The sequence below is a fragment of the Agromyces sp. NPDC058484 genome, assembly GCF_042720415.1.
Lineage (GTDB): Bacteria > Actinomycetota > Actinomycetes > Actinomycetales > Microbacteriaceae > Agromyces.
In genome coordinates, this window is the sequence record NZ_JBHXMP010000013.1 from 65,186 (window position 1) to 88,820 (window position 23,635).

Consider the following 23,635-nt stretch of genomic DNA (forward strand, 5'->3'; position numbering starts at 1 on the left):
CCCGACTACGCCGCGGTCGGGTTCAGGATTCGGATGCGCCGTTCCACCACATCCGCGATGGCGGCGACCGCTTCCTTCGAGACGCGAATGAGCGACACCTCGTCGGGATTCGCCGCGTACGCCTCCCCGAATGTGCGGATCATCGCGTTGCGGAGGTCGCTGGCCACGTTCACCTTCACGACGCCGAACTCGTGAAGCCGGCCGAGCTGCTCGGCCGGCAATCCCGATCCGCCGTGCACGACCAGCGGGACAGAGCTGGCGGACCGGACGTCTGCAAGCAGGTCGAAGTCGATGCGGGCATCAGGTGCGTATCCGTGCACGTTGCCGACCGAGACCGCGAGCATGTCGCACTGCACCGCCTCGACGAAGTGGCCGACCTGATTCGGATCGGTGTTGCTCGCGTGGTCGGGGCCGATCTCGTCCTCCTTCCCGCCGATGCTGCCGAGCTCCGCCTCCAACGCCACCTCCGGCGGGCACATCTCACGTGCGCGCGCAGACGTCGCGATGTTCTCCTCATAGGGCGCTTCGGAGGCGTCGATCATGACCGAGGTGAACCGGGCGGCCAGCGCCCCCTCCACGGCGTCCAGCGACTTCCCGTGATCGAGGTGCAGCGCCACCGGGACATCCGTCGTCTCGAGACGCCGCCTCACCATGTCGTAGATGTACTCGTAGCCGGAGAGCGCCACGTTCGTGGGAGCCACCTGGATGAAGGTCGGGACGCCGACCCGCTCGATCGCCTGGACGATGCCCATCGTCGTCTCGATGTTCGTGGTGTTGAACGCACCAGCCACGAGGCCGCGGGACAAGCATTCGTTCACCACCTCGGTGCCGCTCACGAGAGCCATTCGGTGTCCTTTCGACAAGTCGTTCGCTGTCGATGGCGGGGAGCTGACGCGTCGCGTCTCGAGTTCCCTGATCGCCGATGACCAGCTGTCAGTTGCCTACTCAGGATAGATCGGCGCGTACGTATTGTCTAGTCTGTCCGTACAAGTTCCGAGTCGAGAAGGTGTCGACTGGTTTCGGTCAGCGGCCCTCGCGGAGTTGCGGCGACGACGCGAACGACGACGTTGCCCTTCTTCCGGCCGGTGTCGACGTAGCGGTGTGCTTCGGCGATGTCGGGGAGGTCGAAGGTCCGGTCGATGACCGGCCGGAAACGGCCTGCTGATGCGAGCCGGGCGATGTGCGCGAGGTTCCCGGCCGTGAATGGGACGTTGCCGGCGGTGACGTGCTTGCCCGTGCGGCGGGCGCGGCTGCCGGCGGTGAGGATCCCCGCAAGGTCGGAGACGACCGAGAGCATCGCCCCCCCGGGCTTGATCAGCGGCTCCAACCGATCGAACGGTACGTTGCCGACGCAGTCGACGACGATGTCGTAGGTCTCGGCACCGTCGGTGAAGTCCTCCCTCGTGTGATCGATCACCCGGACGGCTCCGAGGGAGCGGACGAGGTCGGCGTTGCTCCCGCTGGACACCGCCGTGACTCGTGCACCCGCGAGATGGGCGAGCTGCACCGCAGCAGTTCCGACCGCCCCGGATGCCCCGTTGACCAGCACGGACGCACCGGGTTCGACGCCCGGCCGGCTCAGGAAGGCCCGTGCGGTGATTCCGCCGAAGACCAGGGCTGCGGCCTCTTCGAACGCGAGGTCGGCGGGCTTCGCGGTGATGGCGCCACCATGCGGCACTGTCACGTACTCGGCGTGGCCGCCGAACTTCGCGCCGAGCATGGCGATCACCTCGTCGCCGGGCGCGAACCCCGTGACATCCGAACCGACTGCTTCGACGACACCGGCGATGTCCATGCCGAGGACGGGGATGCGCGGGGTGAAGAACCCGAGGGTGAGGGAGCTGAGCAGCTTCAGTCCGCTCGGCACATCCTTGGTGCGCGCCCGGTGGTCGGCTGCGCTCACGGTGCTCGCGTGAACCCTGACCAGCACTTCGCCGCGGCGTGGCGTGGGCTTCGGCAGTTCCTCGATGCGCACGACGTCGGGGCCGCCGAACCGGTGGGACACCGCGGCCTTCATCGGACTGCCTCGACCGTCGGCTCGGTGCTCGGGGTTGTGAGCCGGGCGAGCGCCTCGGCATTGAATCCCTTGACGACCAGCCAGATGCCCATCCCGAACTCCCAGAAGGTCAGGAACAGGGCGCCGAGACCCGAGAACACCGAGACAGGCCCCCACACGCCGAACAACTGTCCGACTGCGCCGGCGATGAGCAGTGGTGCACCGATGAACCCGAACACGGGCAGCACCCGAGGCAGCAGGCGCGACCGGTACATGAGGGAGCCGAGCAGCAGCGCGTTGAACGCGGGCATCAGCCCCTGGCCGAGCAACGTGGTCCAGGAGTGCTGGGCGAGCAGCGCCTGGCCGGTGACCAGCGCCCCTTCACCAGCGCCGGCCTGCCGGAGGGTGACGATCGACATGAGGGCGACCACACCGGCGAAGATGGCCGCGGCCTCGAGAACCCGTGCGGCGACGAATCCGAGCGCGACGCCTTCGTTCTGTCGCTTCACCACCGGGTACAGGGCGACGCCGGTGCCGATGCAGGCCAAGGCGACGATGACCTCCAGCAGGCCGCCGAAGACGATTGCGGTGTCAGGGCCGGAGCCGGCGATATAGGCCGAGTCGGTCTTGACCTGGTTGTAGAGGAAGAGCGTCGGGATGGACACGAAGGTGAGCAGGTAGAGCGTGCCCGCGACCAGCGACGTCTTCCGATGCGACGTCATGGGCGCGTTCGGCCTGGTTGCCGGGTCGGCGGTGGTGGACTTCATGTCAGGCTCCTGTCTGCTCGGTCGGGGCAAAGGTGTACGGTGTACGCCTTTCTTGCCGTTCACTCTAGGGTGTACGTTGTACACTTGTCAATAGGCCAATACTTCGACCTGTCAGAATGAGCTCGATGACGCAGCAGACGGATGCCGCCCCGCGCGTGCGATTGAACCGAGACCGGGTTCTGCACGCCGCAGTGGCGCTCGCTGACAAGATCGGCATCGACGCGATCAGCATGCGCCGGCTCGCCCAGGAGCTCGACGTCGTGCCGATGGCGCTCTACAAGCACGTCCAGAACAAGGAAGAGCTCCTCGATGGGATGGTCGAGCTCATCATCAGCGAGATCGACCCCCCGCAGCTCGACTCCGACTGGAAAGCTGCGATCCGGAACCGGGTGCTGTCCGCGCGGAGCACTCTCCAACGCCACCCCTGGGCCAGGCAGGCGATCGAGTCCCGCATCCACCCCACGCCTGCCGTGCTGGAATACCAGGATTCGTTCGCCGGCATGTTCCTCGCCGGCGGGTTCACCCCCGACCTTGCGCACCACGTCATGCACGCCCTCGGCGGCCGCATGTGGGGGTTCACCCAGGAGCTGTTCGACGGCTCGGCCGCCCCGGCGGCGCAGACTCCACCTCGGGTCGACCCCGAAGCGCAAGCGGCGATGTTCGCGCAGATGGCGGAGCGGTACCCGAACATCGTGACGATCGCCACTGCGACTCCGCACGACGCCGACTCGGTGGTCGGCCACGGATGCGACGACCAGTTCGAGTTCGAGTTCGCACTGGATCTGCTCCTCGACGGATTCGAGCAGCTGCACCGTCGCGGGTGGAGCTCGACTCGCGCGGCCACCGGGACCCCTGGTTCCGTGTAGCCTGACATCGCCCGTCGATGAACGGCCGGACCCCCCGAACCGGGGCAGGCGACAGATTCGCCGCGCCGCGTAATCTGAGCTGACCGAACGACCTGCCCGGGAGGACCTGGTGGAGCATGCCTGCGCGCACGTCCCGGCGTAGCTGGCCATCTCGGCGCCGGACCGACCTCGAGAGACGCCCCCTCCTTCGCCAGGCGGTGGCGGTGGTCGCCGTCCTCGTGACCACCCTCGGCCTGACGGTCGCGGGCGAAGGCGCCCCGGTGTCGGCCGACCAGCCGCGACGGAGCGTCGCGGAGGGCATCACCGCCGCCGGCGGGCTCCTCGTCGATCCGGCGGGCCGGGTGTGGGTCTCCGACTCGCGTCGCGGGTTCTGCCGGGTGGCCGAGCCGTCGGGGTCGACCCCTGGAGCGATCGAGGCGTCGACGTGCCTTGGGGGCACGTCGGACGCCACCCAGAAGGGCCCGACGCGGCCCGGGGCTCCCGCGCTGCTCGACCCCACTCCCCAGAACGTCGGCAGCGGCGACGAGCTCGCCCTGGTTCCGGATGCCGCGGCGAACTCGTCTGACGTGATTCGGGCGCGCTGGGACGCGCCGTCGGGCACCTTCCGCTACACGAGCACGCTCACGATCTTCGACGGCGACCTGCGCCCCGTCGCCGTCTCCGTCGGGCCCGATCGAAAGGCATACGTCGTCTTCGAGCGCACGCGCAGCGTCGTCCGGATCGTCAATGCGACATCGTCGCAGCCGACCCTGGAGACCGTCGCGTTCCTCGGCGGCAATGGCGCGCGCGCGATCGCGGCGGGCCCGGCCGACGCGTCCGGGCGCATCACCGTCTATGTCGCGGAGGCGACGAGGCTCACCTCGTTCCGTCCGCCGCTCACCGGGAGGTCGGGCGCCGCGACGACCGCGTCGTACCCCATCGGCGCCGTCGCGCGTCTGCAGTACGACCCGGCGACCCGCGTGCTCTACGCCAGCACTGCGGCGGCGACATCCGCCGGGGGCGACTCCGTCACGCGCGTCGTCACCCAGACCGGGCAGGTCGAGGCGAACTGGGCGGCCGGGTTCACCCGAATCGGCGGCATCGCCGTGCGCCAGGGCTTCGTGCTCGCCGCAGACGACCAGGGGCTCATCACGTCGCCGGTGCAGACCGGCAAGGGCGCCGTCCACCTGCTCGGCGAGATCGTGCCGCGAATCACCGCCGGTCCGACGATGGCCGACGGCTCTGCCGCGCCTGATCCGACGATCACGAACGACCCGACGCCGACGTTCACGGTCGCCGTCGATGGCGGGGCGTCGCTGCAGTGCGCGTTCGACAACGCGAACTGGGCGGCGTGCACGCCGGGCGACGTCACCGCATCGCCCGCGCTCGGCGATGGCGAGCATCGCTTCGCGGTGCGGATCGGCGCATCGGGCACGCCCATCGAGCGCACCTTCACGGTCGACACGACCGCGCCGCCCACTCCCGTCATCTCCTCGCCGGCCGCCGACGGGCAGACGCTCACGGATACGGCGACGTTCGAGTTCTCCGCGGCATCCGGAGCCGGGACCAGCTTCCGCTGCGGGATCGACGGGCAGCCCTTCGAGGCCTGCACCTCGCCCGAGAGCTACACGGGCCTCACCGCGGGCGCGCACACGTTCACCGTCGAGGCGCGCACAACCCTCGGCAACACCGCAACGGCGGCGCGCACGTTCCAGTTCGCGATTCCCGACACGACGGCACCCGTGGTGACCGCTACGCCCACCGGCGGCACATTCGACGCCGGGCAGCAGATCACGCTGAGTACCGACGAGCCCGCGACGATCCATTTCACCACCGACGGCTCGACCCCGACCGCGTCATCGCCGCAGTACACCACCCCGATCGTGCTGAGCGCCGACTTCACGTTGCGCTCGTTCGCGATCGACGCCGCCGGCAACGCGTCCGCTCCGGCCGCGCAGAGCTACGTCGTGCGCACCTCACCGCCGCCGTCGGGTGATCCGCACGACTACCACGGCGACGGCAACGTCGACGTCATCGCCCGCAACAGCAGCGGCGCGCTGCTGCTCTACCCCGGCAACGGAACCGGCGGATGGCTCGCGGCGCGCCAGATCGGCTCGGGCTGGAACGCGATGGCGGTGATCTCATGACGGCGCTCTCCGCGGCAGGCCGTCGGGGCATGATCGCCCTGCTGGCCCTCGCGCTCGTCGGATGCGCGTCGCCGGCCGGCATCGACGGGACACGCAGCCCGACCCCGACGACAACGCCGTCGACGACCACCGCGCCGACCACGCCTCCGCCACCGGGCGGCGACGAGGCACGGTTCCTCATCGAATGCTTCTACCCCGACGGCAGCGCGGTCGGCACGTTCACCCGACTCGAGGAGGCGTGGGCGTCGACCAACTACGTGCGCATCGACCACTGCGAGGCGCGAGTCGCGGCATCCGGCACGCTCGAACTCAGCGACGAGGAGCAGGCGGTCGCGGCGGTCGCCGAGGCAGGGCTCCCCGGCGAAGACCCCACCGAGCTGTTCCTGCGCACCCTCGCCGCGTGCGTGCGAGTGGTGCCCGAGGGCACGCAGGGCATCGCGACGTACCCCACCTCGATCCTGCAGGCCGCGCTCGAACTGTGCCCCGAGGCACCGCACGCGGGACTCATGCAGGACGAGCTCGGAACGAGGGGGTGACGGATGCCGCTGCTCTCGTCTTTCGCCAGCCGGCGCGCCGTTCTCCGACTCGGCGTGGCTGCGGCGTGGTCTCTCGGCGCCCTCACCGTCACGCCGCGCCTGGGCGCCACGGCCGCGCCGCAACCGTGGCTCACGGCATCCGGGCCCGGAGGAGCGGAGCCACCCCGCTACCGCTTCGACTGCATCACCCCGGTGCCCGGCTTCGCGCCGCTCCACAGGCTGGAGGAGGTGTGGGCGAGTCCGCGGTACATGACGTTCACCGACTGCGTGGTCGGTTACTTCGGCGAGGAGCCGTTCCACCTCACCGCGCAGGAGTCCGCGATCGTGCGGGTGGCGGAGGAGGCCGGGGCGACGGTCGACGACCGCGAGGGGCTCTACCTGCTCATTCTGGCGACGAGTTCACGCATCGATCCCGCCAGGTTCGATGAGAAGCTCGCCGAACTCGGGCGACCCGTCGTGACCGCGTCGCTGGCACTCGCGCCCGAGGCGCCGCAGGCGGCGGGGTTCGCGGCGTGGTTGGAGGCGTGACGTCACCCGATAATGGCGGCGGAACCGCGGTATCGACCCGGTCGCAGTCGACGGATCGGCAGGAGATTGACCTTCTCGCTGCATCGGACACGAGTTCCGCAGTTGGGACTACAGCCAAGAGGTCGCGATCGGCCCGTTCACCCTCGCGATCCCGCGGCACGGCATCACCGCGCTGGTCGAACCGAACGGGACAGGCAAGTCCAAGTTGCTGACGATGATCGGGCGGCTCCTCGGCATCGACAAGGGATCAAAGAAATGGAGTGACCGGCCATGCCCCGCTGGGGGATCGGTCTGCGGGACCACCTATGAAGGTCGGGGTGTGGTCGCGTCCTGGACTCCGAGGTAGTGAACCAGCGCGAGTTCGACCTCTGCGAGTTGATCGCCGGTGAGGTAGGCGACGGGGTCGCCGACGACGTAGTCCACGTCGATCGATCGGATCTGATCGACCAGCATTCGCGTGAGTCGACCAGCGACTTCGAGTTCGGGACGATGCACGGATGAGCCGGCCGACGTCGAGGTGGGAACCACGGTGACCACGGACAGCGGCGAGTCAGACGGGGATACGACCAAGCCCAACCGTTTGCCGCCCTGCTCGTGGCCCCGCGGCCGACCCAGGTCGATCCGGTAGACGCCCCCGCGGATCACCAGGCCTCAGGCTCCGTGTTGACGTCTTCGCCCTTCAGCGGCTCAGCGTCTGCACGGAACTGGACCAGCCAGCGTTCGTGATCCAGCAGCCGAAGTGCACGGCGCAGCGTGTCGGAGGTTGTCTCGCCGGGCAGCGCGGACTCGCGCAGGATGCGCTCGTCGTCCGGCGTCGGACGGAAACCGATCGATGAAGGCATGGCACCCATCCTACCGAATGTATGACAATTGTTGAACACTGGCAGCCGCACCAGTGCCCGCAAGTGGATACCTCATCGCCCACGTCCGCTGAACACCCCCGACCGTGCGCTGAGCCAGCTCGCCCGGTTTGTCGGGACCTGGAGCATGGAGGGCCGGCTCGAGGGGCAGGAGGTGGCCACCATCATCCGTGGACGCACCACTACGAGTGGCTGCCCGGGGGCTTCTTCCTCAAGCAGCATATGACCATGGACTTCGCCGGCTACGTCGAGATCGACAGCACCGAGATCGTCCGCTACGACCCCGAGACGGGCACCTTCCCGTCGGGATCCGCTACCGGAACGTAGTCCCGCCGAGATCAGACGCCATACCGTAGTGGTATGATGCTGGTATGTCCGTTCAGATGACGATCCGAGTTGACGACGACCTGGCCGCCTTCATCGACCAGGCAGCCAAAGCTGGCGAGGGCAGCCGTGCCGACGTGATCAATCGCGCGATCAAGCGAGAGATTCGGCGTCGCGCCGCCCAACGGGACGCGCAGATCTACGCATCCGGCGCCGATCTCGACCTGGAGACAGACGCCTATGCGGCATGGGCCTCCCGCAATGCCAGCCGGGTGTGGTCTGAACTCGACTGATGCACCCGATCTGGCTGGCCCGACTCGACAAGACACGCCCGGTGCTGGTGCTCACCCGCGAGGAAGTGAGGGCCGTGCGCCAACTGGTCACAGTCGCGCCGATTACCAGCACGGTGCGCGGCTTGCGCAGCGAAGTGCTCGTCGGGCAACGCAACGGGCTTTACCACGACTGTGCCGTCAACCTGGACTCCATCACCACCGTCCCACGGGAAGTGCTGGTGCGCCCCCTCGGTGCACTGTTGGAAGACCAGGAATATGACCTGACACGAGCGTTCCACGAGGCGTTCGACCTCGAAGGCTGAGGGCAGACAGCGAGAGCGATGATTCACCGCCACAGGCGACGGCCTGACCATTCGGCGTCATAGCTCGTGCTCGTGCCCAGCTCTCGCCCTTGCTCATGCTCAGGCGAGCTGCGCGACCAGGGCGTTGATGACAGCGGACTCCACGCCCGAACCTCCGGCGCGGAAGTGCCCGATCTGCGGATAGACGGTCATGCTGCCTCCGGCGATGCCCGGAAAGTCGGGATCCCAGCCGCCCTCGTAGCTGCCCCATGACGGCGCCAGCGGCGGCAGGAAGTTGTTCGCCGGAATGTAGCTGTTGGTCTCGTTGGCGTAGCCGCCGATGAAGAGCCGGTTCGCTCCGCCGTACCGGGCGCGGAAATAGGCCCCGTACCCGCTCACCAGCTCGCCCCCGACGAACGCCATCTTCAGCGACTGGCTGCCGCTGATGTGCCACACCTGCGACGGATTGGGCACGGTCGTCGAGTACGAGCCGCTGTCGATGCGCGCGATCATCTTCTCAGCGTGACGCTGGTACCACGCAGGCTGGCCCGCCGGATTCCCCATCCGTGTGACGAAGGCGGCGCGCACGGCGGCGAGGTTGGCCGGAGTGGGCGTGATGTCGAGCGGGAGGGACACGTCGCGCATCTGCGAGTAGATCGGCCCGGGCAACACTCGACCCGTCGACTTGGCGGAGTTCACGACGGCGTATCCGAGCGAGTTGCCGTGGTCGTCGCGCAACGCCCAGCTGCGGACTCCCGATGGGTCCTGGTCGCCCGCGGGGCCCGGGATGAACAGGGCGAAGGCCCCCGTCTCATCCTCGACGACGTCGCATGCCTCGCCCGGCCAGTCGCCGTCCCACCGCTCCTGCCAGCCGGCGCTGACCGGGTGGCATCCGTAACTGAACAGCACGGCGCGCAGCGTGCCGTTGCTGCGGCGGGCGGTGAGCACGGGCACGGCCGTCTCGACGGTCGGCAATCCGACCCGGTTGTAGGAGAAGTTCATCGAGGTCACGCGGTACTCGAGGGTCACCGCCGTCCGTGTGGCCGCCAAGGCGCTGGACACGACCGCGACGATGCGATCCTGCAGCCATTTCGTGTACGAGTTGACGAGGCCGAGGTCGGTGAGGTCGTACGCGATGTAGGGATCCAGCATGTTCCCGACCACCGGCCCGTTGTGCGTGTGGGTGGCGACCAGCACGATGTCGGACGACGACCAGTTGGTGAGCTTGATCAGGCGCGGTCGCACCGCCTGGTGCACGGCTCGCGGAATGCCGAGGATGTCGAGCGAGACGATCGCATTGGGGTACCCGCTGTCCCAGAGCACGACGCACCGGGCGTAGAGCGGCTGCGAGTACGGCGTGTCGCTCTCGACCGTGCGCGGGGCTCCCTGAATGCCGTAACCGCCCATGTACGGGTTCGCGCCCGCGGCGGGCGTGATGTCGACCTTCGCCGTCGAAACCTGGAAGCTCATCGGACCGACCCCTCTCGGGAGACACTCTGCGTGTCACCGCGGTTGCGAATGGCGAGCCGTCGCCCACTCGGTTCAGTGTGTCGTCCAGTTCGATGGTAGCGACGGTGCCACGCCGCCTCTGCCGCCAGTTCTGGGGTCCGGGCGGGTGCGAAGCGTCACGGATGCCACGACCGGATGCCACGACCGGATGCCACGACCGGATGCTGCGACCGGATGCCACGACCGGCGACGGATGCCGCGACCGGCCGCCGCGGCATTGGTACCGTGGGAGCATGACGGGCCGCGCCACCTCCGACGCGGAGTCGAGCGGGTCCGTGCTGCCCGCGGGCCGCCACCTCGCGGTGACGTGGGGCATCCCCGACCGGTACGGCGGCATGACGTCGGCGCTCCTGCACCGGTCGCGGGCCTTCGTGCGCCTCGCCGGGCGCGAGGTCGACGTGGTGACCTTCGACACGCGCCCCGACTACGCCGAGGTGCGCGAGCGTCTCGCCGACGCGGGCGAGCTCGTTCGGGGCATCCGGCTTCGCAATCTCTACGAGGACCTGCGGGCCGTCACGCCCGAGCCCTCACCGATCGCGCACCGCCCCGGCCGGCCGGGCGATCCGGGCCACGACGAGCTCGAGGTCACCACCGCTGCCGACGGGTCGGGCCTTCGCGTCGCCCGTCACGACGGGCGGCCCACCGTGGTCGAGCACGTGCGAGCCGACGGCACGATCGCCGTGCGCGACGAGCTTCGGCGCGCCGACGGTCCGAAGCGGCTGATCACCGCGTTCGCGCCCGGCGGCGAACCGGTGCGGCAATGGACGACCCCCTGGGCCTGTTACGCCGACTGGCTCGACGGCGTGCTCGGCGGCGAGCGCGCATTCGCCATCACCGACAGCAAGAGCATGGCGCCGTTCATGGCCGACTACCGCAGGCCGAACGTCGTCACGCTGCACGTCGTGCACAACTCGCACCTCGCGGGCGCCGACGCACCATACGGCACGCTGCGTCCGTCGCGCCGGTCGGTGCTCGCGCACCTCGAGCGCTTCGACGGGGTCGTGTTCCTCACCGCGCGGCAGCGCGACGACGTCGCAACGCTCCTCTCGGATTCGGGCAACCTCGCGGTGGTCGCGAACGGGATCGACCTTCCGGCCGAGGCGGGTGCGGCGGATGCGGCGGCGCCCGGCGACCGCGACTTCGACGACCGCGACCCCGAGTCGGGCGTCGTGGTCGCCGGGCTCACCGCGCGCAAGCGCGTCGACCATGCCCTCGATATCGTCCGGGCATGCCGGGCGGGCGGCGTGCCCGCATCGCTCACGGTGTACGGCGACGGGCCGGATGCCCCAGCCCTCCGCGCCGGCGCCGCCGATGCCGGGCTCGCCGGCGCCGTCGCCTTCGCCGGCCACCGCCCCGATGCCTCGCGCGCGTTCGAGCACGCATCGTGGACACTCCTCACCAGCACCTTCGAGGGCGCGCCGCTGGTGCTCGCCGAGGCGATGGCCCGCGGATGCCTCCCCATCGCGTACGACATCCGGTACGGCCCGGGCGACCTCATCGTCGACGGGGTGAACGGGTTCCTGGTGCCGGCGGGCGACCGCACGGCCGCGGCCGACGCCATCGCGCGGCTCGTCGCGCTCTCCCCCGAGCGGCGGGCGGCGATGCGGCGGGCCGCCCGCGAGACGGCGGCGCGCCACGACGACGACGGCATCGTGACCGAATGGGGGCGCGCCCTGCGCGCCGCCGCGCGGCGACACGACCGCGGGCGGCGGCCGTTCGAGGCATCCGTCACCCGGTACCGACTGCGATCCCGGCGCGGCCGGCTCATCGTCACGGCGCGGCTCGCCGGCGTTTCTCGCGACGCACACGTCTTCGTCACCCTGCGGCGGCGAGACAGGGATGGCGCGCTCCTCCGCGCCCGCCGCCCGGCGCGGCGGCGCCTGCGTTGGCGGCTCGACACGGCCGAGACGGCGTTCCTCGGCACGAGGCATCCGCTCATCGGCGCGATCGTCGTCGAGGCCGGCGCGAGCCGCGTCGAGCTCGAGCTCGGCACGCTGCATCCCGACACCCGATCGCCGATGCGCCGCCTCGCGCAGCGCGTCACGGGTCTGCGGCGCGCCGGCGCGACCTGAGGTCGCGCGGAGCCTCAGCCGCCGCTACGCCGGCCCCGCCGCACCCGGTCGACGGTCTCCATCGCGGCGACGGCCACCAGCACGGCGGTCGACGCGCCGCCGACGGCAAGCGGAGTGAGCACGGGCGAGACGGCCGCCACTCCGAGGAGTCCGAGGATGCCGGCCAGGTGGGGCGCGACCCAGCGGTGCTCGAGCAGACGCCGGAAGCAGAGCGTTCCGACGAGGAACAGGAACGGGCCGCCGAGCACCGTGACGACGGCCGAGACGCTCTGCTCGGCCGGATGCTTCAGCAGCTCCTTGTCGCCGACGCTCGTCAGCACGATGCCGGCGATGACCAGCAGATGCACGTACGTGTAGGCCGTGCGAACGAGGCGGCCCGGGGCATCCGCCGCCTCGATCGCCTCGGAACCGATGCGTTCGCCGTGGTCGAAGTAGACCCACCACATCGCCGCCGCCGAGACGAACGCGATCACCATCGCCGTGGTCGCCGGGACGGTGATGTCGAGGTCGACGAACGCGAAGCCGGTGACGAGCAGCCCCTCGCCGAGGGCGATGAGCACGAACAGCGCCGAACGCTCGGCGATGTGCTGACCCGAGAGATCCCACCGCTCGAGACGCACCCGGCCGATGCCCGGCACCGGAAAGCCGAGCCGCGTTCCGAGGTACTCGACGCCGAGGGCCGCCGCCCAGAACGGCAGCTGCGCCGGCAGCGGCAGCAACGCACCGACGATCCAGAGCACGCTGCCCGCCGCGGTCCAGATGAGCAGGCAGGTGAAGTCGAGTGCGGTGCGCCGGTCGTGACGCCACATCGCGAACACGATGAATCCCGTGCGACCGAGTTGCAGCACCACGTAGGCGACCGCGAACGCCCAAGCGCGGTCGCCGAATGACTCGGCGACCGAGATGCTCATCACGAGCGCCACGAACGCCAACGCGACGACCGCCCCACGGACGGGCAGCTTCACGGGATCGAGCCAGTTCGTCACCCAGGTCGTCGACACCCACGTCCACCACAGGGCGAGCACCATGATCGCGCCCTCGAGCGCGCCGAGCGGCGTCTGGTGCTCGAAGAGGTACGCCGAGAGCTGGGTGAGCGCGAACACGAAGACGAGATCGAAGAAGAGCTCGACGTACGTGACCCGATCGGCGCGCGACGAGTCCGTGGGGCGGAGCACGTCGCGGCGGAGTCCGAAGGGCATGGCCCATGATGACATGTGGTCGGCGTCACTCGGCCAGGAACGGCTCGTGATGGTAGCCGTCGGCGTCGAGCGTCGCGGCGGTCGACTCGGGCACCTCGACGAACACCCCCGGCACGTCGGTGAGCGGTTCCGAGACCACGACCCGCGCGCGGTCGCCGAAGTCGCGCAACCGCTCGACGTCGGGGTACATCTTCCGCAGCGTCGGGATGTCGGCGGAGTGGAACAGGGTGCGCGTGCGCCCCTGCGAGGAGTACCGGAACACCCAGATCGTCTGGCCGTCGGACACCGCGACGGTGCCCTGCCACGGGAACATCACGTCGTGCTGGTGGCCGACGGACTCGACCATGCGGATGGCGCGCCCGACCGCGCCGATCGGATCGTCGCGCAGCCCCAGCGTGAGCGCGAGGTGGAAGAGCACCTCGGAGTCGGTCGTGCCGTGCACATGCGGATAGAGCGCCGGATCGATCGCGAAGGTGAGGTCGCGCTTCACCGTGGGCCAGCCGGCGATGGCGCCGTTGTGCATGAACATCCAGTTCTCATAGCGGAACGGATGGCAGTTGGTCTCCTGGATCGGCGGCCCCGCGGCGGCACGCACGTGGGTGAAGAAGAGCGGACTGGTGATCGCCCGGGTGAGCTCGCGAAGGTTCTGGTCGTTCCACGCGGGCTCGATGCTGTGGAAGAGCGCGGGTTCGGTTCCCGCGGCCGCGTCGGTCGGATACCAGCCGAAGCCGAAGCCATCGCCGTTCACCGTCTCGGCGCCGAGCGGCGAGTCGAGCGACTGCGCCACGATCGAGTGCTTCGAGTGGAGCACGATGGTGGAGGGGCGCAGCGGCTCCCCCAGGTACGCCAGCCACCTGCACATGCGCTCACCCTCCCTGCACGTTCCGGCCTCCAGCGGAACCACGGACGTCCATGCAGGGCTGGACCACGGTTCGACCATGGTAGGGCGGATGCCGCGGCGTCGCCAGCGGCCTCGCCAGCGCCGCGGCATCCCGATCAGTTGTCGGCCGGCACCGGCACGTCCTGCACCGAGACGACCTCGAGGCGGTCGAGCGCGTCGTGGGTGCCCGGCTTGGTCTTGCCGCACGCGTCGCGGGGGTAGCGCACCGGGATGAGGGTGCCATCGGAGCCCTCGAGCCAGAGCGGCGACACGATCTCCATGTCGGCGGTGCACGCGAGATCGGCCGGCACCGGGTCGTCGGGCTCGGCGAGCGCGGCGAGCAGCGGTGCGAGGTCGCCCTCGAGTCGTTCGACCTGCACGTACGCCCTTCCTCCCGAGGTCGGCTCCTCCACGCGGATCCAGTCCACCGAGCAGCGCAGGGCGGCGGACGCCTCGAACCCGTCGGGCACGCGCCCGGGCACCGGGATCGAGGGGTCGGGGGTGGCCGGGGCATCCGGCAGCAGCATCCAGGTGCCCTCGGTGCGGCAATCGATGGCGGCGGCCGGGGCGGCCACGGGCGGCGGGGCCGGCGGCGCGGCGGGCGCGCCGCTCGCGCAGCCGGCCATGGCGAGTGGGACGAATGCCGAGACGGCGGCGGCGAGCGCGAACGGATGCCGCCCCGAGATGTGGCGCGTGGTGGGCATGGAGGTGCTCCTTCCCTCACCTCCTCAGACGAACACGCGGCCTGGAACGTTGGGGCGGGCGGGGCGGGGGGGGCGGCTCAGGCGGTGGCCTCCGTACGCTCGCGGCGTCCGAGCAGCACTCCGAGCAGGATCATCGCCACGGCGAGCCCCGCGTGCAGCCAGTTGTCGGCGACGTTGATCGGCACGAAGTTGCCCGCGTGCTCGGCACCCGCGACGAACAGGCCGTACAACAGCAGCACGGCGTAGATGACCCCGCCCCAGATGAGGTAGGCGCGGGAGCCGGCGAAGCTCGTCGCGAGCCAGAGACCGGCCACGCCGAACAGGAGGTGCACGATGTTGTGCAGGATCGACACCTGGAAGAGCCCGAGCAGCAGCGCACCCGACTCGTGGCCGAAGAACAGGATGGTGTCGACGTCCGTCGTGAGGCCGGGGATGAATCCGGCGATGCCGAAGAACAGGAACACGACGCCGAAGACGGCGGCGACCTTCTGCACGGGCGTTCCGGCGTATCGCGTGGTGCCGGCTTGATGGGCGGTGGCATGCATGAGAAACCCCCTCGTCTCATCTCCCGGCGCTGGTCGCCGGACGTTGCGGAGACTCGGCTCCGCTCATGGCCCATGATCCTCCTGTTCGGGCCGAATCGCGAGGGGTTCCACACCTCGGTGCACGCGCGCTCGCCCGAGGTAGGACCGTCAGCCGGCCTGGATCGGCTCGGGCGCCTCCTCGGTGGGGCGGGGACACTTCGCCCACTCCGTCATCTTCGTCGTGGCCTGCTCGAGCGACCACGGCAGCTCGATCATCGGGCGCTCATGGTCGGCAGCGGCATCCGTCTTCGACGCGATCGATGCGAGCGCGAACGCAACCTCGCGCGCGAACTGCCCACCCGAGGTCGAGTTGTTGAGCGCCACCACGACCGTCAGTCCGCTGCCGGGGTCGGTGAACGCCGCCGTGATCGCACCCGCGTTCTCTCCGGCCACGCCGCGCATCGGCCCGAACTGCAGGGCCCCGAGGCCTGCCTTCTGCCAGGCGGGGGCGTCCCCGCCGAGGGGCACGACGGCCCACTGCCTGCGTTCGGTCTCCTCGCTGAGCAGCGCGCCGGTGGCGAAGGCCTCGGCGATGCGCCGGGTGTCGTCGAGGTCGGACACGGCGCCGCCCGCCGCACCGCCCATCGAGCTCGACTGCGAGGAGTCGTCGACGAGCACGGCGCAGTCGACGGCCCCATTCGGCGCGACGGCGGCGGAATAGCCGCCGAGCACTCCCTCGAGATCGGTGTCGGCGGGCCCGGGCAACCGTGTCGCATCGAGGCCGAGCGGGCTGAACACGTACTGCCTCGCGAGGTCCGACCACGACCTGCCGGTGCGCCGCTCGAGCGCGATCGCGAGCAGGAGGATGCCGGTGCGCGATTCCCGCACCAGTTCGCCGGGCGGGCCGGTGCGCGTGAGCGCGAGCCCGTTGGACACGAGCTCTGACGCGGGCCACGGCCGCTCGGGGTTCGACACGAAGTGGCTCTTCAGCCCCGGGTAGTAGTCGGCGAGTCCCGACGTGCCCTGGCACAGGTGCGCGAGCGTGATGCCGTCGAGCGACGGGATCCAGTCGACGATGTCGGCGACCTTGTCGTCGAGCGAGACGGTCCCCTCGTCGACGAGGCGCAGCAGCACCGTGCACGTGATCTCGGTCGTGACGGTGGCCAGGTGGAACCCGTCGTCGGGCTGCACCCTCGGCGAGCCCTCGCCGAATCCGACGGTTCCGGATGCCCCGGTCCACTCCCCCGCCCACGGCGCCCACACCCCGGCGAGCCCGCCGCTCGAGCCGCTCAGCGTGATGGCCTGGTCGAGCACGGCCTGGAGCTTCGCCGTCGTCTCGTCGCCGAGCGGCGCGTCGACCGGATCGAAGTCCGCCGCCGGGTCGACGACCCCGCCGGTGCATCCCGAGAGCGCCGACAGCGTAAGGGCGACGACCAGCGCGGCGACGGGTGCGACCCGCCGCCGTCGAGTATCCGTTCGGTCAGCCACAAGCCCCCCTAGCCATGTGTCCGGTCAGATTGTAACCCGCATGGGCGGCGGCATCCGTATTCGCGTCGAACCGATGCCAATCCGTTCTCCAGACCGCGTCGAACCACCCTCATACCCGGCGAGCGCCGGGCCCATCGAAGGAGGCACCTCATGCGCAACTCCCCGAATCGCATCGTCGCAACCGTCTTCGGCGCGGTCTACGTGCTGGTCGGGCTGCTCGGCTTCGCCGTCACGGGCGGAGTCGGATTCATCGCCACCGAGGGAGGACTGCTGCTCGGTCTGTTCCAGGTGAATCCGCTGGCCAACATCGTCCACATCGCCATCGGCGCGGCGTTCCTCGTCGCCGGATTCGCGAACGCGGCGGCAGCCAAGACCGTGAACATCGTCGTCGGCGGCACCTACCTCCTGCTCGGCATCGTCGGGTTCTTCCTCGCAGGCACCGCGGCGAACATCCTCGCACTCAACACGGCCGACCACTTCCTGCACCTTGCGAGCGCCATCGTGCTGCTCGGCGTCGGGCTGGGGGCCGAGCGGTCCGCACGCGTGGCGACGGCATAGGGAGCCGCGCCATGAACGCACTGGCGTCGCTCGCGCGAACCTGGCCGATGCTCAGCGCCCTCGGCGCGGGCCTCGTGCTGCTCGCCCTGGCCGCCGGTGCAGGGGGAATGGCGGGGGTCGTCCTGGCCGGAGCCGGCATCGCCGGCCTCGGCTGGGGCGTGCTCTCGCTCCGGGCCGGCCGCGCCGTCGTCCCACGCGCCGCGCTCGGCGTGAGCGCGGCCCTGCTCGTGGGGTCGGGTGCGCTCGTCGGCACCGGCCTTGCCGAATCGGCGGATGTCGCGGTGGGCCCTCTGCTCGCGGCATCCGCGTTCACCGCTGTCGTCGGCGGGCACGCCGCGTTCCTCGTGCGCCGCAGCGCCCGTGCCGCGCGACCCGCACCGGACGCGGTGCGCCCCACCGTGCACGCCCGGCCCACCGTGGCCGCGGCCCGCCCCGCCCCGCACGCGGCGCGGCACACCGTGGCCGCGGCGCGCCCCGCCGTGGAGGGACGCCTCTCGCTCGTGGGCCTCGTCGTGGGCGCCCTCCTGGTGTCGGCGCTGGCCACTCCGGCGCTCGCGGCGACCGAGGCGGGTGAGCTCGCGGTGCCGCACGGCTGGCACGGCGGCTCCGGCGGGCACGGGACCACCGGCGGGCACGGCGGCCACTGAACTTCACGAACGGCGGCCGGGGGTTGCGTGGCGATGACTCCCCCGGCCGCGCTTCCTTGCCCGGCCTCCCCGCGCTGCCCCGCTTCCCACGCGTGACGACCCTTCGACGGCTGACGCTGTTTGCGAAGCGTCGTCAGCGCGCGAAAGGTCGTGGCTCCGCCGCGGCATCCGCCCCGATCTCACGCAATGCACCGGCCATGAACCGCTCGACGTCGCGATCGACGATGATGTCGCTCGGCTTCAGCGGACGGCTGAGGAACAAACCGTCGAGCGCGGTGAGCCGACTGAGCGCGACATAGGTCTGCCCGGGGCTGAACACGCGCGACCCGAGGTCGACGATCGCCGTCTCGTAGCTCGCGCCCTGCGACTTGTGGATCGTCACCGCCCACGCGAGCCGCAGCGGGAACTGCGTGAACTCGGCGATCACCTGACGCTCGAGCTTCTTGCGCGCGGCATCCCAGCTGTACTTGTACTTCTCCCAGGTGACCGGCTCGACCTCGTGCTCGTCGCCCTCGATGGCGACGCGCACCTCGCGGTCGAGCGACGTGACGGTGCCGATCGTGCCGTTCACCCAGCGCTGCCCGTCGGGCCCGATCGCGGTGTCGTTGCGGAGGAACATCACCTGCGCCCCCACCTTGAGCTCGAGCCGCTCGTCGGCCGGGAAGGCGCGCCCGCCGAAGTCGCCGTTCACCTCGGCCTCGTTGGCCTGCGAGTGCCCCGGCAGCCGGTGCAGCTGCGTGGCGTTGATGCGGTTCACGGTGTCGTTGCGGGTCGCGAGCGTGATGGCGCCGTGCTCGGGCAGCGGCCTTCGCGCCCCCACGTCGTTGAGCACGCCCGCGATCTCGGCGGTGACCTGCCCGTGCCGCACCGCGTTCAGCATGATCTTGAACTCGTCGTCGTGCTGGCGATGCACCTCGCCGAGCTCGTAGATGCGCAGGTCGGCCGCGCGCCACACCCTCGCGTCGAAGAACCACATCGACCGGTAGGTGTCGGCGAAGTAGGCCCGCTCGTCGCCGTCGCCCGGCACCGGCGCCAGCTGGTACGGATCGCCGAAGAGCACGACCTGCGCACCCCCGAAGGGCTCGTGCGGCCGCTGACGGGCCTGCCGCAGCGAGCGGTCCATCGCGTCCATGAGGTCGGCGTTCACCATCGACACCTCGTCGATCACGAGGGTGTCCATGGCGTTCAGGATCTTGCGCACTGCGTCGTTCTGCTCGATGTCGTGGTCGGCGATGACCCCGATCGGCAGCCGGAACAGCGAGTGGATCGTCTGGCCTCCGACGTTCAGGGCGGCCACGCCCGTCGGCGCGCAGATCACGATCTGCTTCTGCGTGTGCCAGTTGAGGTGGTTCAGCAGTGTCGACTTGCCGGTGCCGGCGCGCCCGGTGACGAACACGTGCTCGCGCGTGCCCTCGATGGCCTGGAACACCGCGGCCTGTTCGCGGGTGAGGGTCACGTTCTGCACGAGGTCGCTTTCGAGCGGGGGTCGGATGCCGCGGGCTCGCGTCGCGGCGATGGCGCCCGTGCGGGCGCCCTCCCACTTTAACCGCGGACTCGACGCCGACGGCCGGCCGGGACGCGATCGGGGAGAGAGTCCGGAGCCGCCTGTGGATGGATCCGGCGCAGGCGTAGGGCCGCAGACCGTCCGTGCACCCCCCATAGACTGTCCGGGTGGGGAGCTCGGGCGCGCGTGGAGGTCGGCTGTCGCCCGTGTCCGTCGTCGGGTGGGTCATGCTGGCCCTGCTCCTCGTCGGCGCGTTCCTCGCCGCGCTCGGTTCCCTGAACCGGACCTTCTACGGCGCGTCGACCTTCGTCGAGCGCTACCTGACCGCGGTCGCAGACGACGACATCGCGACGGCGTCGACGACCCCCGGGGTGGCACTCGACGCCGAGGAACTCGCCGCGCTCGGCCTTCCCGCCGACGTCTCGACCGCGATGTTCCGCTCGGATGTCATCGAATCCGGGCCCGAGGACATCCGAATCCTGAGCGATGTCGCGCTGCCCGACGGCTCGCACTCGGTCACCGCGAGCTACCGCCTCGACGTGTCCATCGTCGAGACGACGTTCGACGTTCGACCCCTCCCGCCGCTCTACGGCGTGCTCAGCCGATGGGAGTTCTCGGTGAGCCCGATCGCGGTCGTCGACGTCACCGCGGCGAACAACCCGATGTTCACGGTGGGCTCGCTCACGCTCGACACGCGCGCGACGAAGAGGGGCGACGAGCTCGCCGCATTCACGCAGGTCACGCCCTACCTCGCGATCGCGCCGGCCGTCTACGAGTTCGGGTACACGTCGCCCCTCCTCGAGGCGGTGCCCACGGCGACGCCCGTCGAACCGTCGGCACGCACCGCGGTCGCCGTCACCTCGCTGCCCACGCCGACGTTCGTCGAACGCGTGCAGGTGCAGGTCGACGACTACCTCGCCGGGTGCGCGGCGCAGCCGGTGCTGCAGCCCGCCGCGTGCCCGTTCGGCATCGAGATCGACGATCGCGTCGTGGGCGAACCCACCTGGACGATCGTGGCCCCTCCCCTCGTCACCCTCACGCCCGGCCCGAACGCGTTCGAGATGCCGCCGACCGAGGGCGTCGCGCACATTTCGGTCGAGGTGCAGTCGCTCTTCGACGGCGAATTCTCGCAGGTCGAGGAGGATCGCCCGTTCACGCTCGCGCTGACCGCGAGCATCCGCCCCGACGGCAGTATCGCGATCCAGTTGATGTAGCGCCCGCTGGTCGAGGAGGGCCGCACGGCAGCCCGACCACGGGCGAACGGATGCCGCGGCATCCGTCGACCGGCTCAGCCCTGCCGGTCGTGCTCGGCGATCGCCGCGAGGCGCGCGTTGTACTCCGCCAGCTCGGCGTCGCCCGTGCGGTCCGCGTGCCGGTCGCGGCGCCTCGACTCCTTCTCGTCGCTTCGCGCCCACTGCACTGCCACGGTGATCGCGAGGGCGACGGTCGGGATCTCGCCGATCGACCACGCGATGCCGCCGCCGAGCTGCTGATCGGCGAGCGCGTCGGTGCCCCACCCCATCGCCCCGTACCAGTCGGCCAGCAGCAGCCCCGTGCCCGACATGATCGCGAGCCCGAAGAACGCGTGGAACGCCATCGTGCCGAGCAGCAGCAGCAGCCGGAACGCGTACGGCAACCGGAACGGCACGGGGTCGATGCCGATGAGCGACTGCACGAAGAGATATCCGGTGATCAGGAAGTGCACGATCATCCACTCGTGCCCGATGTGGTCGACCATCGTCCAGCGGAACAGCGGCGAATAGTAGAACACCCAGAGGGAGCCGGCGAAGAGCACCGCCGCCACGATGGGGTTGGCGATGATCGACGCGAACCTCGAGTGCACGGCGAGCAGGATCCACTCGCGACCGCCGCGCGAGCCGTCCTTCCGGGGGCGGATCGCCCGGGACGCGAGCGTGACCGGCGCACCCGGCACCAGCAGCACCGGCACGGCCATCGTGAGCACCATGTGGCCGAGCATGTGCGCCGAGAACAGATACTGCTCGTACACGCTCACGCCGCCGTTCGTGACGAACGCCAGCAGGAGAAGCCCCGCCACCCAGAGCACCACGCGGTAGGCCGGCCAGTGATCGCCGCGCCTGCGAAGACGCAGCACGCCGGCGAGGTAGAAGAAGATGCCGAATCCGCACGCCAGGAGCCAGATGAGGTCGGGGCTCCACTCGGTGAAGTAGCGCGTCCAGTCGGGCCACGGCGGCAGCGGCTCCCCCGTGAGGATCTCGGCGGGTGTGCGCGCGAGCGTGCCCGTCTGCTCGGTGACAGGGGTCGGGGTGCGGGCGAGCGCCGCCGCGACTCCCGAGGCGATACCCATGAACGCGAGCTCGGCGACCACGAGCACCCAAAAGTCGCGACCGACGGATGCCGCGGCACCGCCGCGCGACATCCGCCCGATCAGGAACCGGCGCTGCGCCGCGCCGAACAGGCCGAGGGCGATGAGCGCCGCCACCTTCGCGACGACCAGCACACCATAGGGCGTGCCGAGTTCGCCCCACGTGCCGATGCGCAGGGCCGCACTCGCATACCCCGACAGGGCCACGACGATGAAGCAGATGAGCGCGACCGTGGAGTATCGGGCGAGCACCACGGGAAGCCGGCCGTCGTCGAGCCGGTTCCGCAGCAGCACGATGGTGAGGAGTCCGCCGACCCAGACGCAGACGAACACGAGGTGCAGTCCGAGGGCCGAGACGGCCGCGTCGTGCCCGGCCGCTCCGGCGGCATGGCCCTGCTGCGCCATCGGCACCAGCGTGACGGCGGCGAGCACGGTGACGAACACGAGCGCGGTGTGGTTGCGCACGGCGAAGCACAGCACGGTCACCGCCGCCGCCACGAGGGTCGTCGTGAGCCACGCCTGCCCCAGCTCGATGGTCGTGACGAACTGGCCGAGCTTCTGCCCGAACGCCTCGCCGAAGTCGAGCGGTTCGCCCGTCACCACGAGGAAGGTGAAGATGCCGGTCGCCGCGCTCGCGACGGTGAGCACGGCAGCGGATGCCGCAGCCACATCGAGTGCGACATCGAACTCACGCCGTTTCGGGGTGAGCGCCCACACGGCGAGCACGAGCGCGCCGATCATGCCGGCTGCCCCGAGGTTCACGATGAGCTTCGAGACCGGAAGCCCGAACCGAGCCACCGGACCCGGGTCCTGGATGGGCAGCGGCGCGGCGCCACCGCCGTACGCGAGGCCCGCGAACGTCGCGAGGAGCGCGACGGCGAGGAGCACGGCGGGGCCGAGCACGCGAACGGAGCGGGGCACCGAACCAGCCTAGACGGCGCCACCCGTGTGCCGCCTCGAAGCGGGACTCGCGGCATCCGTCAACCGGCGACTGCGCCGCAGACGACGAGGGGGCGAACGGCCTCAGCCGCACGCCCCCCGGGAGTCTCGGATGCTACTTGGCGGCGGCCTTGAGCTTCGAGCCGGCCGAGACCTTGACCGAGTAGCCGGCCGGGATCTCGATGGACGCACCCGTCTGCGGGTTGCGGCCGCTGCGCGCGGCGCGGTGCGTGCGCTCGACGGCGAGCCAGCCCGGGATGGAGACCTTGGTGCCCGACCCCACGGACTCGGCGAGCGCGTCGAAGAGACCGCCGAGCACGGAGTCGACGGTGGCCTGGCTCTGGCCGGTCGACGCAGCGATCTTCGCGACGAGCTCGGTCTTGTTCAGCGACTTGTCAGCCATTGAATGTCCTCCTCGGACTTCCGCTGTTCGGTACAGCTATCTATGAGTACTCGGGAACGATCGTTGGTCCGCCCCCGGTGGCCGATTCAGCCGCCTCGAATGTAGCAGAGAACCGCGGAAACTCGCGGATTTCCGGCACTTCGGGGCATTCGGGCGTCGGTGTGTCGCACCGCCGAGCGCGTCGCGTTGCGACATCCGTCACCGAGACCCTGTGCGCACGGAACTGTGCTCCGGGGGTGGTTTTCGGCCGGAATCGCGTGGGATCGCCCGCGCGGGTGGCCGGAATG

Annotated in this window: 24 protein-coding genes; 10 read left to right on the forward strand and 14 right to left on the reverse strand. The window is 70.3% G+C overall.

Annotation, left to right across the window (positions count from 1 at the left end; all coding sequences use genetic code 11):
• Positions 1 to 5 precede the first annotated feature (5 nt).
• From ACFWN7_RS11985 to ACFWN7_RS11995, 3 genes are all read right to left on the reverse strand, one after another.
• On the reverse strand, positions 6 to 845 hold the full coding sequence (locus ACFWN7_RS11985) for a class II fructose-bisphosphate aldolase (protein ID WP_376939034.1): 840 nt from the start codon (positions 843 to 845) through the stop codon (positions 6 to 8).
• Positions 846 to 973: 128 nt separating this feature from the next.
• Positions 974 to 2,017: an NAD(P)-dependent alcohol dehydrogenase gene (locus ACFWN7_RS11990; protein WP_376939035.1), complete on the reverse strand. Its 1,044-nt coding sequence runs from the start codon at positions 2,015 to 2,017 to the stop codon at positions 974 to 976.
• The gene (locus ACFWN7_RS11995) at positions 2,014 to 2,763 is read right to left on the reverse strand and encodes a DUF4386 domain-containing protein (protein WP_376939036.1); all 750 of its coding nucleotides are present in this window, start codon (positions 2,761 to 2,763) and stop codon (positions 2,014 to 2,016) included. Before ACFWN7_RS11995 ends, ACFWN7_RS11990 begins: the two co-directional genes overlap by 4 nt.
• 125 nt (positions 2,764 to 2,888) lie before the next feature.
• On the opposite strand from ACFWN7_RS11995, the gene ACFWN7_RS12000 reads away from it, so the two are divergent.
• From ACFWN7_RS12000 to ACFWN7_RS12015, 4 genes are all read left to right on the forward strand, one after another.
• On the forward strand, positions 2,889 to 3,629 hold the full coding sequence (locus ACFWN7_RS12000) for a TetR/AcrR family transcriptional regulator (protein WP_376939037.1): 741 nt from the start codon (positions 2,889 to 2,891) through the stop codon (positions 3,627 to 3,629).
• Positions 3,630 to 3,832: 203 nt separating this feature from the next.
• Positions 3,833 to 5,755 carry a chitobiase/beta-hexosaminidase C-terminal domain-containing protein gene (locus ACFWN7_RS12005; protein ID WP_376939038.1) on the forward strand — a complete coding sequence of 641 codons (1,923 nt, stop codon included), beginning with the start codon at positions 3,833 to 3,835 and terminating at the stop codon, positions 5,753 to 5,755.
• Positions 5,752 to 6,291: a hypothetical protein gene (locus ACFWN7_RS12010; protein WP_376939039.1), complete on the forward strand. Its 540-nt coding sequence runs from the start codon at positions 5,752 to 5,754 to the stop codon at positions 6,289 to 6,291. The genes ACFWN7_RS12005 and ACFWN7_RS12010 overlap by 4 nt, the downstream gene beginning before the upstream one ends.
• Positions 6,292 to 6,294: 3 nt before the next feature.
• The gene (locus tag ACFWN7_RS12015) at positions 6,295 to 6,819 is read left to right on the forward strand and encodes a hypothetical protein (protein WP_376939040.1); all 525 of its coding nucleotides are present in this window, start codon (positions 6,295 to 6,297) and stop codon (positions 6,817 to 6,819) included.
• 303 nt (positions 6,820 to 7,122) lie between these two features.
• Here the strand turns inward: ACFWN7_RS12015 and ACFWN7_RS12020 are convergent, their stop codons facing one another.
• On the reverse strand, positions 7,123 to 7,464 hold the full coding sequence (locus ACFWN7_RS12020) for a type II toxin-antitoxin system PemK/MazF family toxin (protein ID WP_376939041.1): 342 nt from the start codon (positions 7,462 to 7,464) through the stop codon (positions 7,123 to 7,125).
• Complete coding sequence (locus tag ACFWN7_RS12025; RefSeq protein ID WP_376939042.1) at positions 7,461 to 7,661, reverse strand: hypothetical protein; 201 nt, start codon at positions 7,659 to 7,661, stop codon at positions 7,461 to 7,463. Before ACFWN7_RS12025 ends, ACFWN7_RS12020 begins: the two co-directional genes overlap by 4 nt.
• Before the next feature lie 389 nt (positions 7,662 to 8,050).
• Between ACFWN7_RS12025 and ACFWN7_RS12030 the strand changes: the two genes are divergently transcribed.
• Together ACFWN7_RS12030 and ACFWN7_RS12035 are read left to right on the forward strand one after the other, a co-directional pair.
• Positions 8,051 to 8,296: a YlcI/YnfO family protein gene (locus tag ACFWN7_RS12030; RefSeq protein ID WP_376939043.1), complete on the forward strand. Its 246-nt coding sequence runs from the start codon at positions 8,051 to 8,053 to the stop codon at positions 8,294 to 8,296.
• Positions 8,296 to 8,598 (forward strand): type II toxin-antitoxin system PemK/MazF family toxin, encoded by a 303-nt coding sequence (locus ACFWN7_RS12035; RefSeq protein WP_376939044.1) that lies wholly within the window; start codon positions 8,296 to 8,298, stop codon positions 8,596 to 8,598. The genes ACFWN7_RS12030 and ACFWN7_RS12035 overlap by 1 nt, the downstream gene beginning before the upstream one ends.
• Before the next feature lie 99 nt (positions 8,599 to 8,697).
• Here ACFWN7_RS12035 and ACFWN7_RS12040 read toward each other — a convergent pair whose 3' ends face one another.
• Positions 8,698 to 10,047 carry a hypothetical protein gene (locus ACFWN7_RS12040; protein WP_376939045.1) on the reverse strand — a complete coding sequence of 450 codons (1,350 nt, stop codon included), beginning with the start codon at positions 10,045 to 10,047 and terminating at the stop codon, positions 8,698 to 8,700.
• A gap of 272 nt (positions 10,048 to 10,319) precedes the next feature.
• On the opposite strand from ACFWN7_RS12040, the gene ACFWN7_RS12045 reads away from it, so the two are divergent.
• Complete coding sequence (locus tag ACFWN7_RS12045) at positions 10,320 to 12,158, forward strand: glycosyltransferase (protein WP_376939046.1); 1,839 nt, start codon at positions 10,320 to 10,322, stop codon at positions 12,156 to 12,158.
• A gap of 14 nt (positions 12,159 to 12,172) precedes the next feature.
• On the opposite strand, the gene ACFWN7_RS12050 is transcribed toward ACFWN7_RS12045, so the two are convergent.
• From ACFWN7_RS12050 to ACFWN7_RS12070, 5 genes are all read right to left on the reverse strand, one after another.
• Positions 12,173 to 13,357, reverse strand: a complete 1,185-nt coding sequence (locus ACFWN7_RS12050) for a low temperature requirement protein A (RefSeq protein WP_376939047.1) — start codon at positions 13,355 to 13,357, stop codon at positions 12,173 to 12,175.
• A 25-nt stretch (positions 13,358 to 13,382) separates the two neighbouring features.
• Entirely contained in the window at positions 13,383 to 14,219 is an 837-nt protein-coding gene (locus tag ACFWN7_RS12055; protein ID WP_376939048.1) for a class II glutamine amidotransferase, read from the reverse strand.
• A 134-nt stretch (positions 14,220 to 14,353) separates the two neighbouring features.
• Positions 14,354 to 14,941 (reverse strand): hypothetical protein, encoded by a 588-nt coding sequence (locus ACFWN7_RS12060; RefSeq protein WP_376939049.1) that lies wholly within the window; start codon positions 14,939 to 14,941, stop codon positions 14,354 to 14,356.
• A gap of 77 nt (positions 14,942 to 15,018) precedes the next feature.
• Positions 15,019 to 15,486, reverse strand: a complete 468-nt coding sequence (locus ACFWN7_RS12065) for a DUF4383 domain-containing protein (protein WP_376939050.1) — start codon at positions 15,484 to 15,486, stop codon at positions 15,019 to 15,021.
• Between the two features lie 147 nt (positions 15,487 to 15,633).
• Positions 15,634 to 16,953 (reverse strand): serine hydrolase domain-containing protein, encoded by a 1,320-nt coding sequence (locus tag ACFWN7_RS12070; protein ID WP_376939051.1) that lies wholly within the window; start codon positions 16,951 to 16,953, stop codon positions 15,634 to 15,636.
• Between the two features lie 150 nt (positions 16,954 to 17,103).
• Between ACFWN7_RS12070 and ACFWN7_RS12075 the strand changes: the two genes are divergently transcribed.
• Together ACFWN7_RS12075 and ACFWN7_RS12080 are read left to right on the forward strand one after the other, a co-directional pair.
• The gene (locus ACFWN7_RS12075) at positions 17,104 to 17,511 is read left to right on the forward strand and encodes a DUF4383 domain-containing protein (RefSeq protein ID WP_376939052.1); all 408 of its coding nucleotides are present in this window, start codon (positions 17,104 to 17,106) and stop codon (positions 17,509 to 17,511) included.
• Positions 17,512 to 17,522: 11 nt separating this feature from the next.
• Positions 17,523 to 18,158 (forward strand): hypothetical protein, encoded by a 636-nt coding sequence (locus tag ACFWN7_RS12080; protein WP_376939053.1) that lies wholly within the window; start codon positions 17,523 to 17,525, stop codon positions 18,156 to 18,158.
• 133 nt (positions 18,159 to 18,291) lie between these two features.
• Here the strand turns inward: ACFWN7_RS12080 and ACFWN7_RS12085 are convergent, their stop codons facing one another.
• Complete coding sequence (locus tag ACFWN7_RS12085) at positions 18,292 to 19,623, reverse strand: ATP-dependent RecD-like DNA helicase (RefSeq protein ID WP_376939054.1); 1,332 nt, start codon at positions 19,621 to 19,623, stop codon at positions 18,292 to 18,294.
• A gap of 245 nt (positions 19,624 to 19,868) precedes the next feature.
• Between ACFWN7_RS12085 and ACFWN7_RS12090 the strand changes: the two genes are divergently transcribed.
• Positions 19,869 to 20,876, forward strand: a complete 1,008-nt coding sequence (locus ACFWN7_RS12090) for a hypothetical protein (protein ID WP_376939055.1) — start codon at positions 19,869 to 19,871, stop codon at positions 20,874 to 20,876.
• 74 nt (positions 20,877 to 20,950) lie between these two features.
• Here ACFWN7_RS12090 and ACFWN7_RS12095 read toward each other — a convergent pair whose 3' ends face one another.
• The gene (locus ACFWN7_RS12095; RefSeq protein ID WP_376939056.1) at positions 20,951 to 22,927 is read right to left on the reverse strand and encodes a cytochrome c oxidase assembly protein; all 1,977 of its coding nucleotides are present in this window, start codon (positions 22,925 to 22,927) and stop codon (positions 20,951 to 20,953) included.
• A 133-nt stretch (positions 22,928 to 23,060) separates the two neighbouring features.
• Positions 23,061 to 23,348, reverse strand: coding sequence for an HU family DNA-binding protein (locus ACFWN7_RS12100; protein ID WP_376939057.1), 288 nt, complete (start codon positions 23,346 to 23,348; stop codon positions 23,061 to 23,063).
• Positions 23,349 to 23,635 lie beyond the last annotated feature (287 nt).

Excerpts from the sequence above, each read along its gene's own strand:
- ACFWN7_RS11985 (WP_376939034.1), bottom strand. The coding sequence starts at position 845 with ATGGCTCTCGTGAGCGGCACCGAGGTGGTGAACGAATGCTTGTCCCGC.
- ACFWN7_RS11990 (WP_376939035.1), bottom strand. The coding sequence starts at position 2,017 with ATGAAGGCCGCGGTGTCCCACCGGTTCGGCGGCCCCGACGTCGTGCGC.
- ACFWN7_RS11995 (WP_376939036.1), bottom strand. The coding sequence starts at position 2,763 with ATGAAGTCCACCACCGCCGACCCGGCAACCAGGCCGAACGCGCCCATG.
- ACFWN7_RS12000 (WP_376939037.1), top strand. The coding sequence starts at position 2,889 with ATGACGCAGCAGACGGATGCCGCCCCGCGCGTGCGATTGAACCGAGAC.
- ACFWN7_RS12010 (WP_376939039.1), top strand. The coding sequence starts at position 5,752 with ATGACGGCGCTCTCCGCGGCAGGCCGTCGGGGCATGATCGCCCTGCTG.
- ACFWN7_RS12015 (WP_376939040.1), top strand. The coding sequence starts at position 6,295 with ATGCCGCTGCTCTCGTCTTTCGCCAGCCGGCGCGCCGTTCTCCGACTC.
- ACFWN7_RS12025 (WP_376939042.1), bottom strand. The coding sequence starts at position 7,661 with ATGCCTTCATCGATCGGTTTCCGTCCGACGCCGGACGACGAGCGCATC.
- ACFWN7_RS12030 (WP_376939043.1), top strand. The coding sequence starts at position 8,051 with ATGTCCGTTCAGATGACGATCCGAGTTGACGACGACCTGGCCGCCTTC.
- ACFWN7_RS12035 (WP_376939044.1), top strand. The coding sequence starts at position 8,296 with ATGCACCCGATCTGGCTGGCCCGACTCGACAAGACACGCCCGGTGCTG.
- ACFWN7_RS12040 (WP_376939045.1), bottom strand. The coding sequence starts at position 10,047 with ATGAGCTTCCAGGTTTCGACGGCGAAGGTCGACATCACGCCCGCCGCG.
- ACFWN7_RS12045 (WP_376939046.1), top strand. The coding sequence starts at position 10,320 with ATGACGGGCCGCGCCACCTCCGACGCGGAGTCGAGCGGGTCCGTGCTG.
- ACFWN7_RS12050 (WP_376939047.1), bottom strand. The coding sequence starts at position 13,357 with ATGCCCTTCGGACTCCGCCGCGACGTGCTCCGCCCCACGGACTCGTCG.
- ACFWN7_RS12055 (WP_376939048.1), bottom strand. The coding sequence starts at position 14,219 with ATGTGCAGGTGGCTGGCGTACCTGGGGGAGCCGCTGCGCCCCTCCACC.
- ACFWN7_RS12060 (WP_376939049.1), bottom strand. The coding sequence starts at position 14,941 with ATGCCCACCACGCGCCACATCTCGGGGCGGCATCCGTTCGCGCTCGCC.
- ACFWN7_RS12065 (WP_376939050.1), bottom strand. The coding sequence starts at position 15,486 with ATGCATGCCACCGCCCATCAAGCCGGCACCACGCGATACGCCGGAACG.
- ACFWN7_RS12075 (WP_376939052.1), top strand. The coding sequence starts at position 17,104 with ATGCGCAACTCCCCGAATCGCATCGTCGCAACCGTCTTCGGCGCGGTC.
- ACFWN7_RS12080 (WP_376939053.1), top strand. The coding sequence starts at position 17,523 with ATGAACGCACTGGCGTCGCTCGCGCGAACCTGGCCGATGCTCAGCGCC.
- ACFWN7_RS12100 (WP_376939057.1), bottom strand. The coding sequence starts at position 23,348 with ATGGCTGACAAGTCGCTGAACAAGACCGAGCTCGTCGCGAAGATCGCT.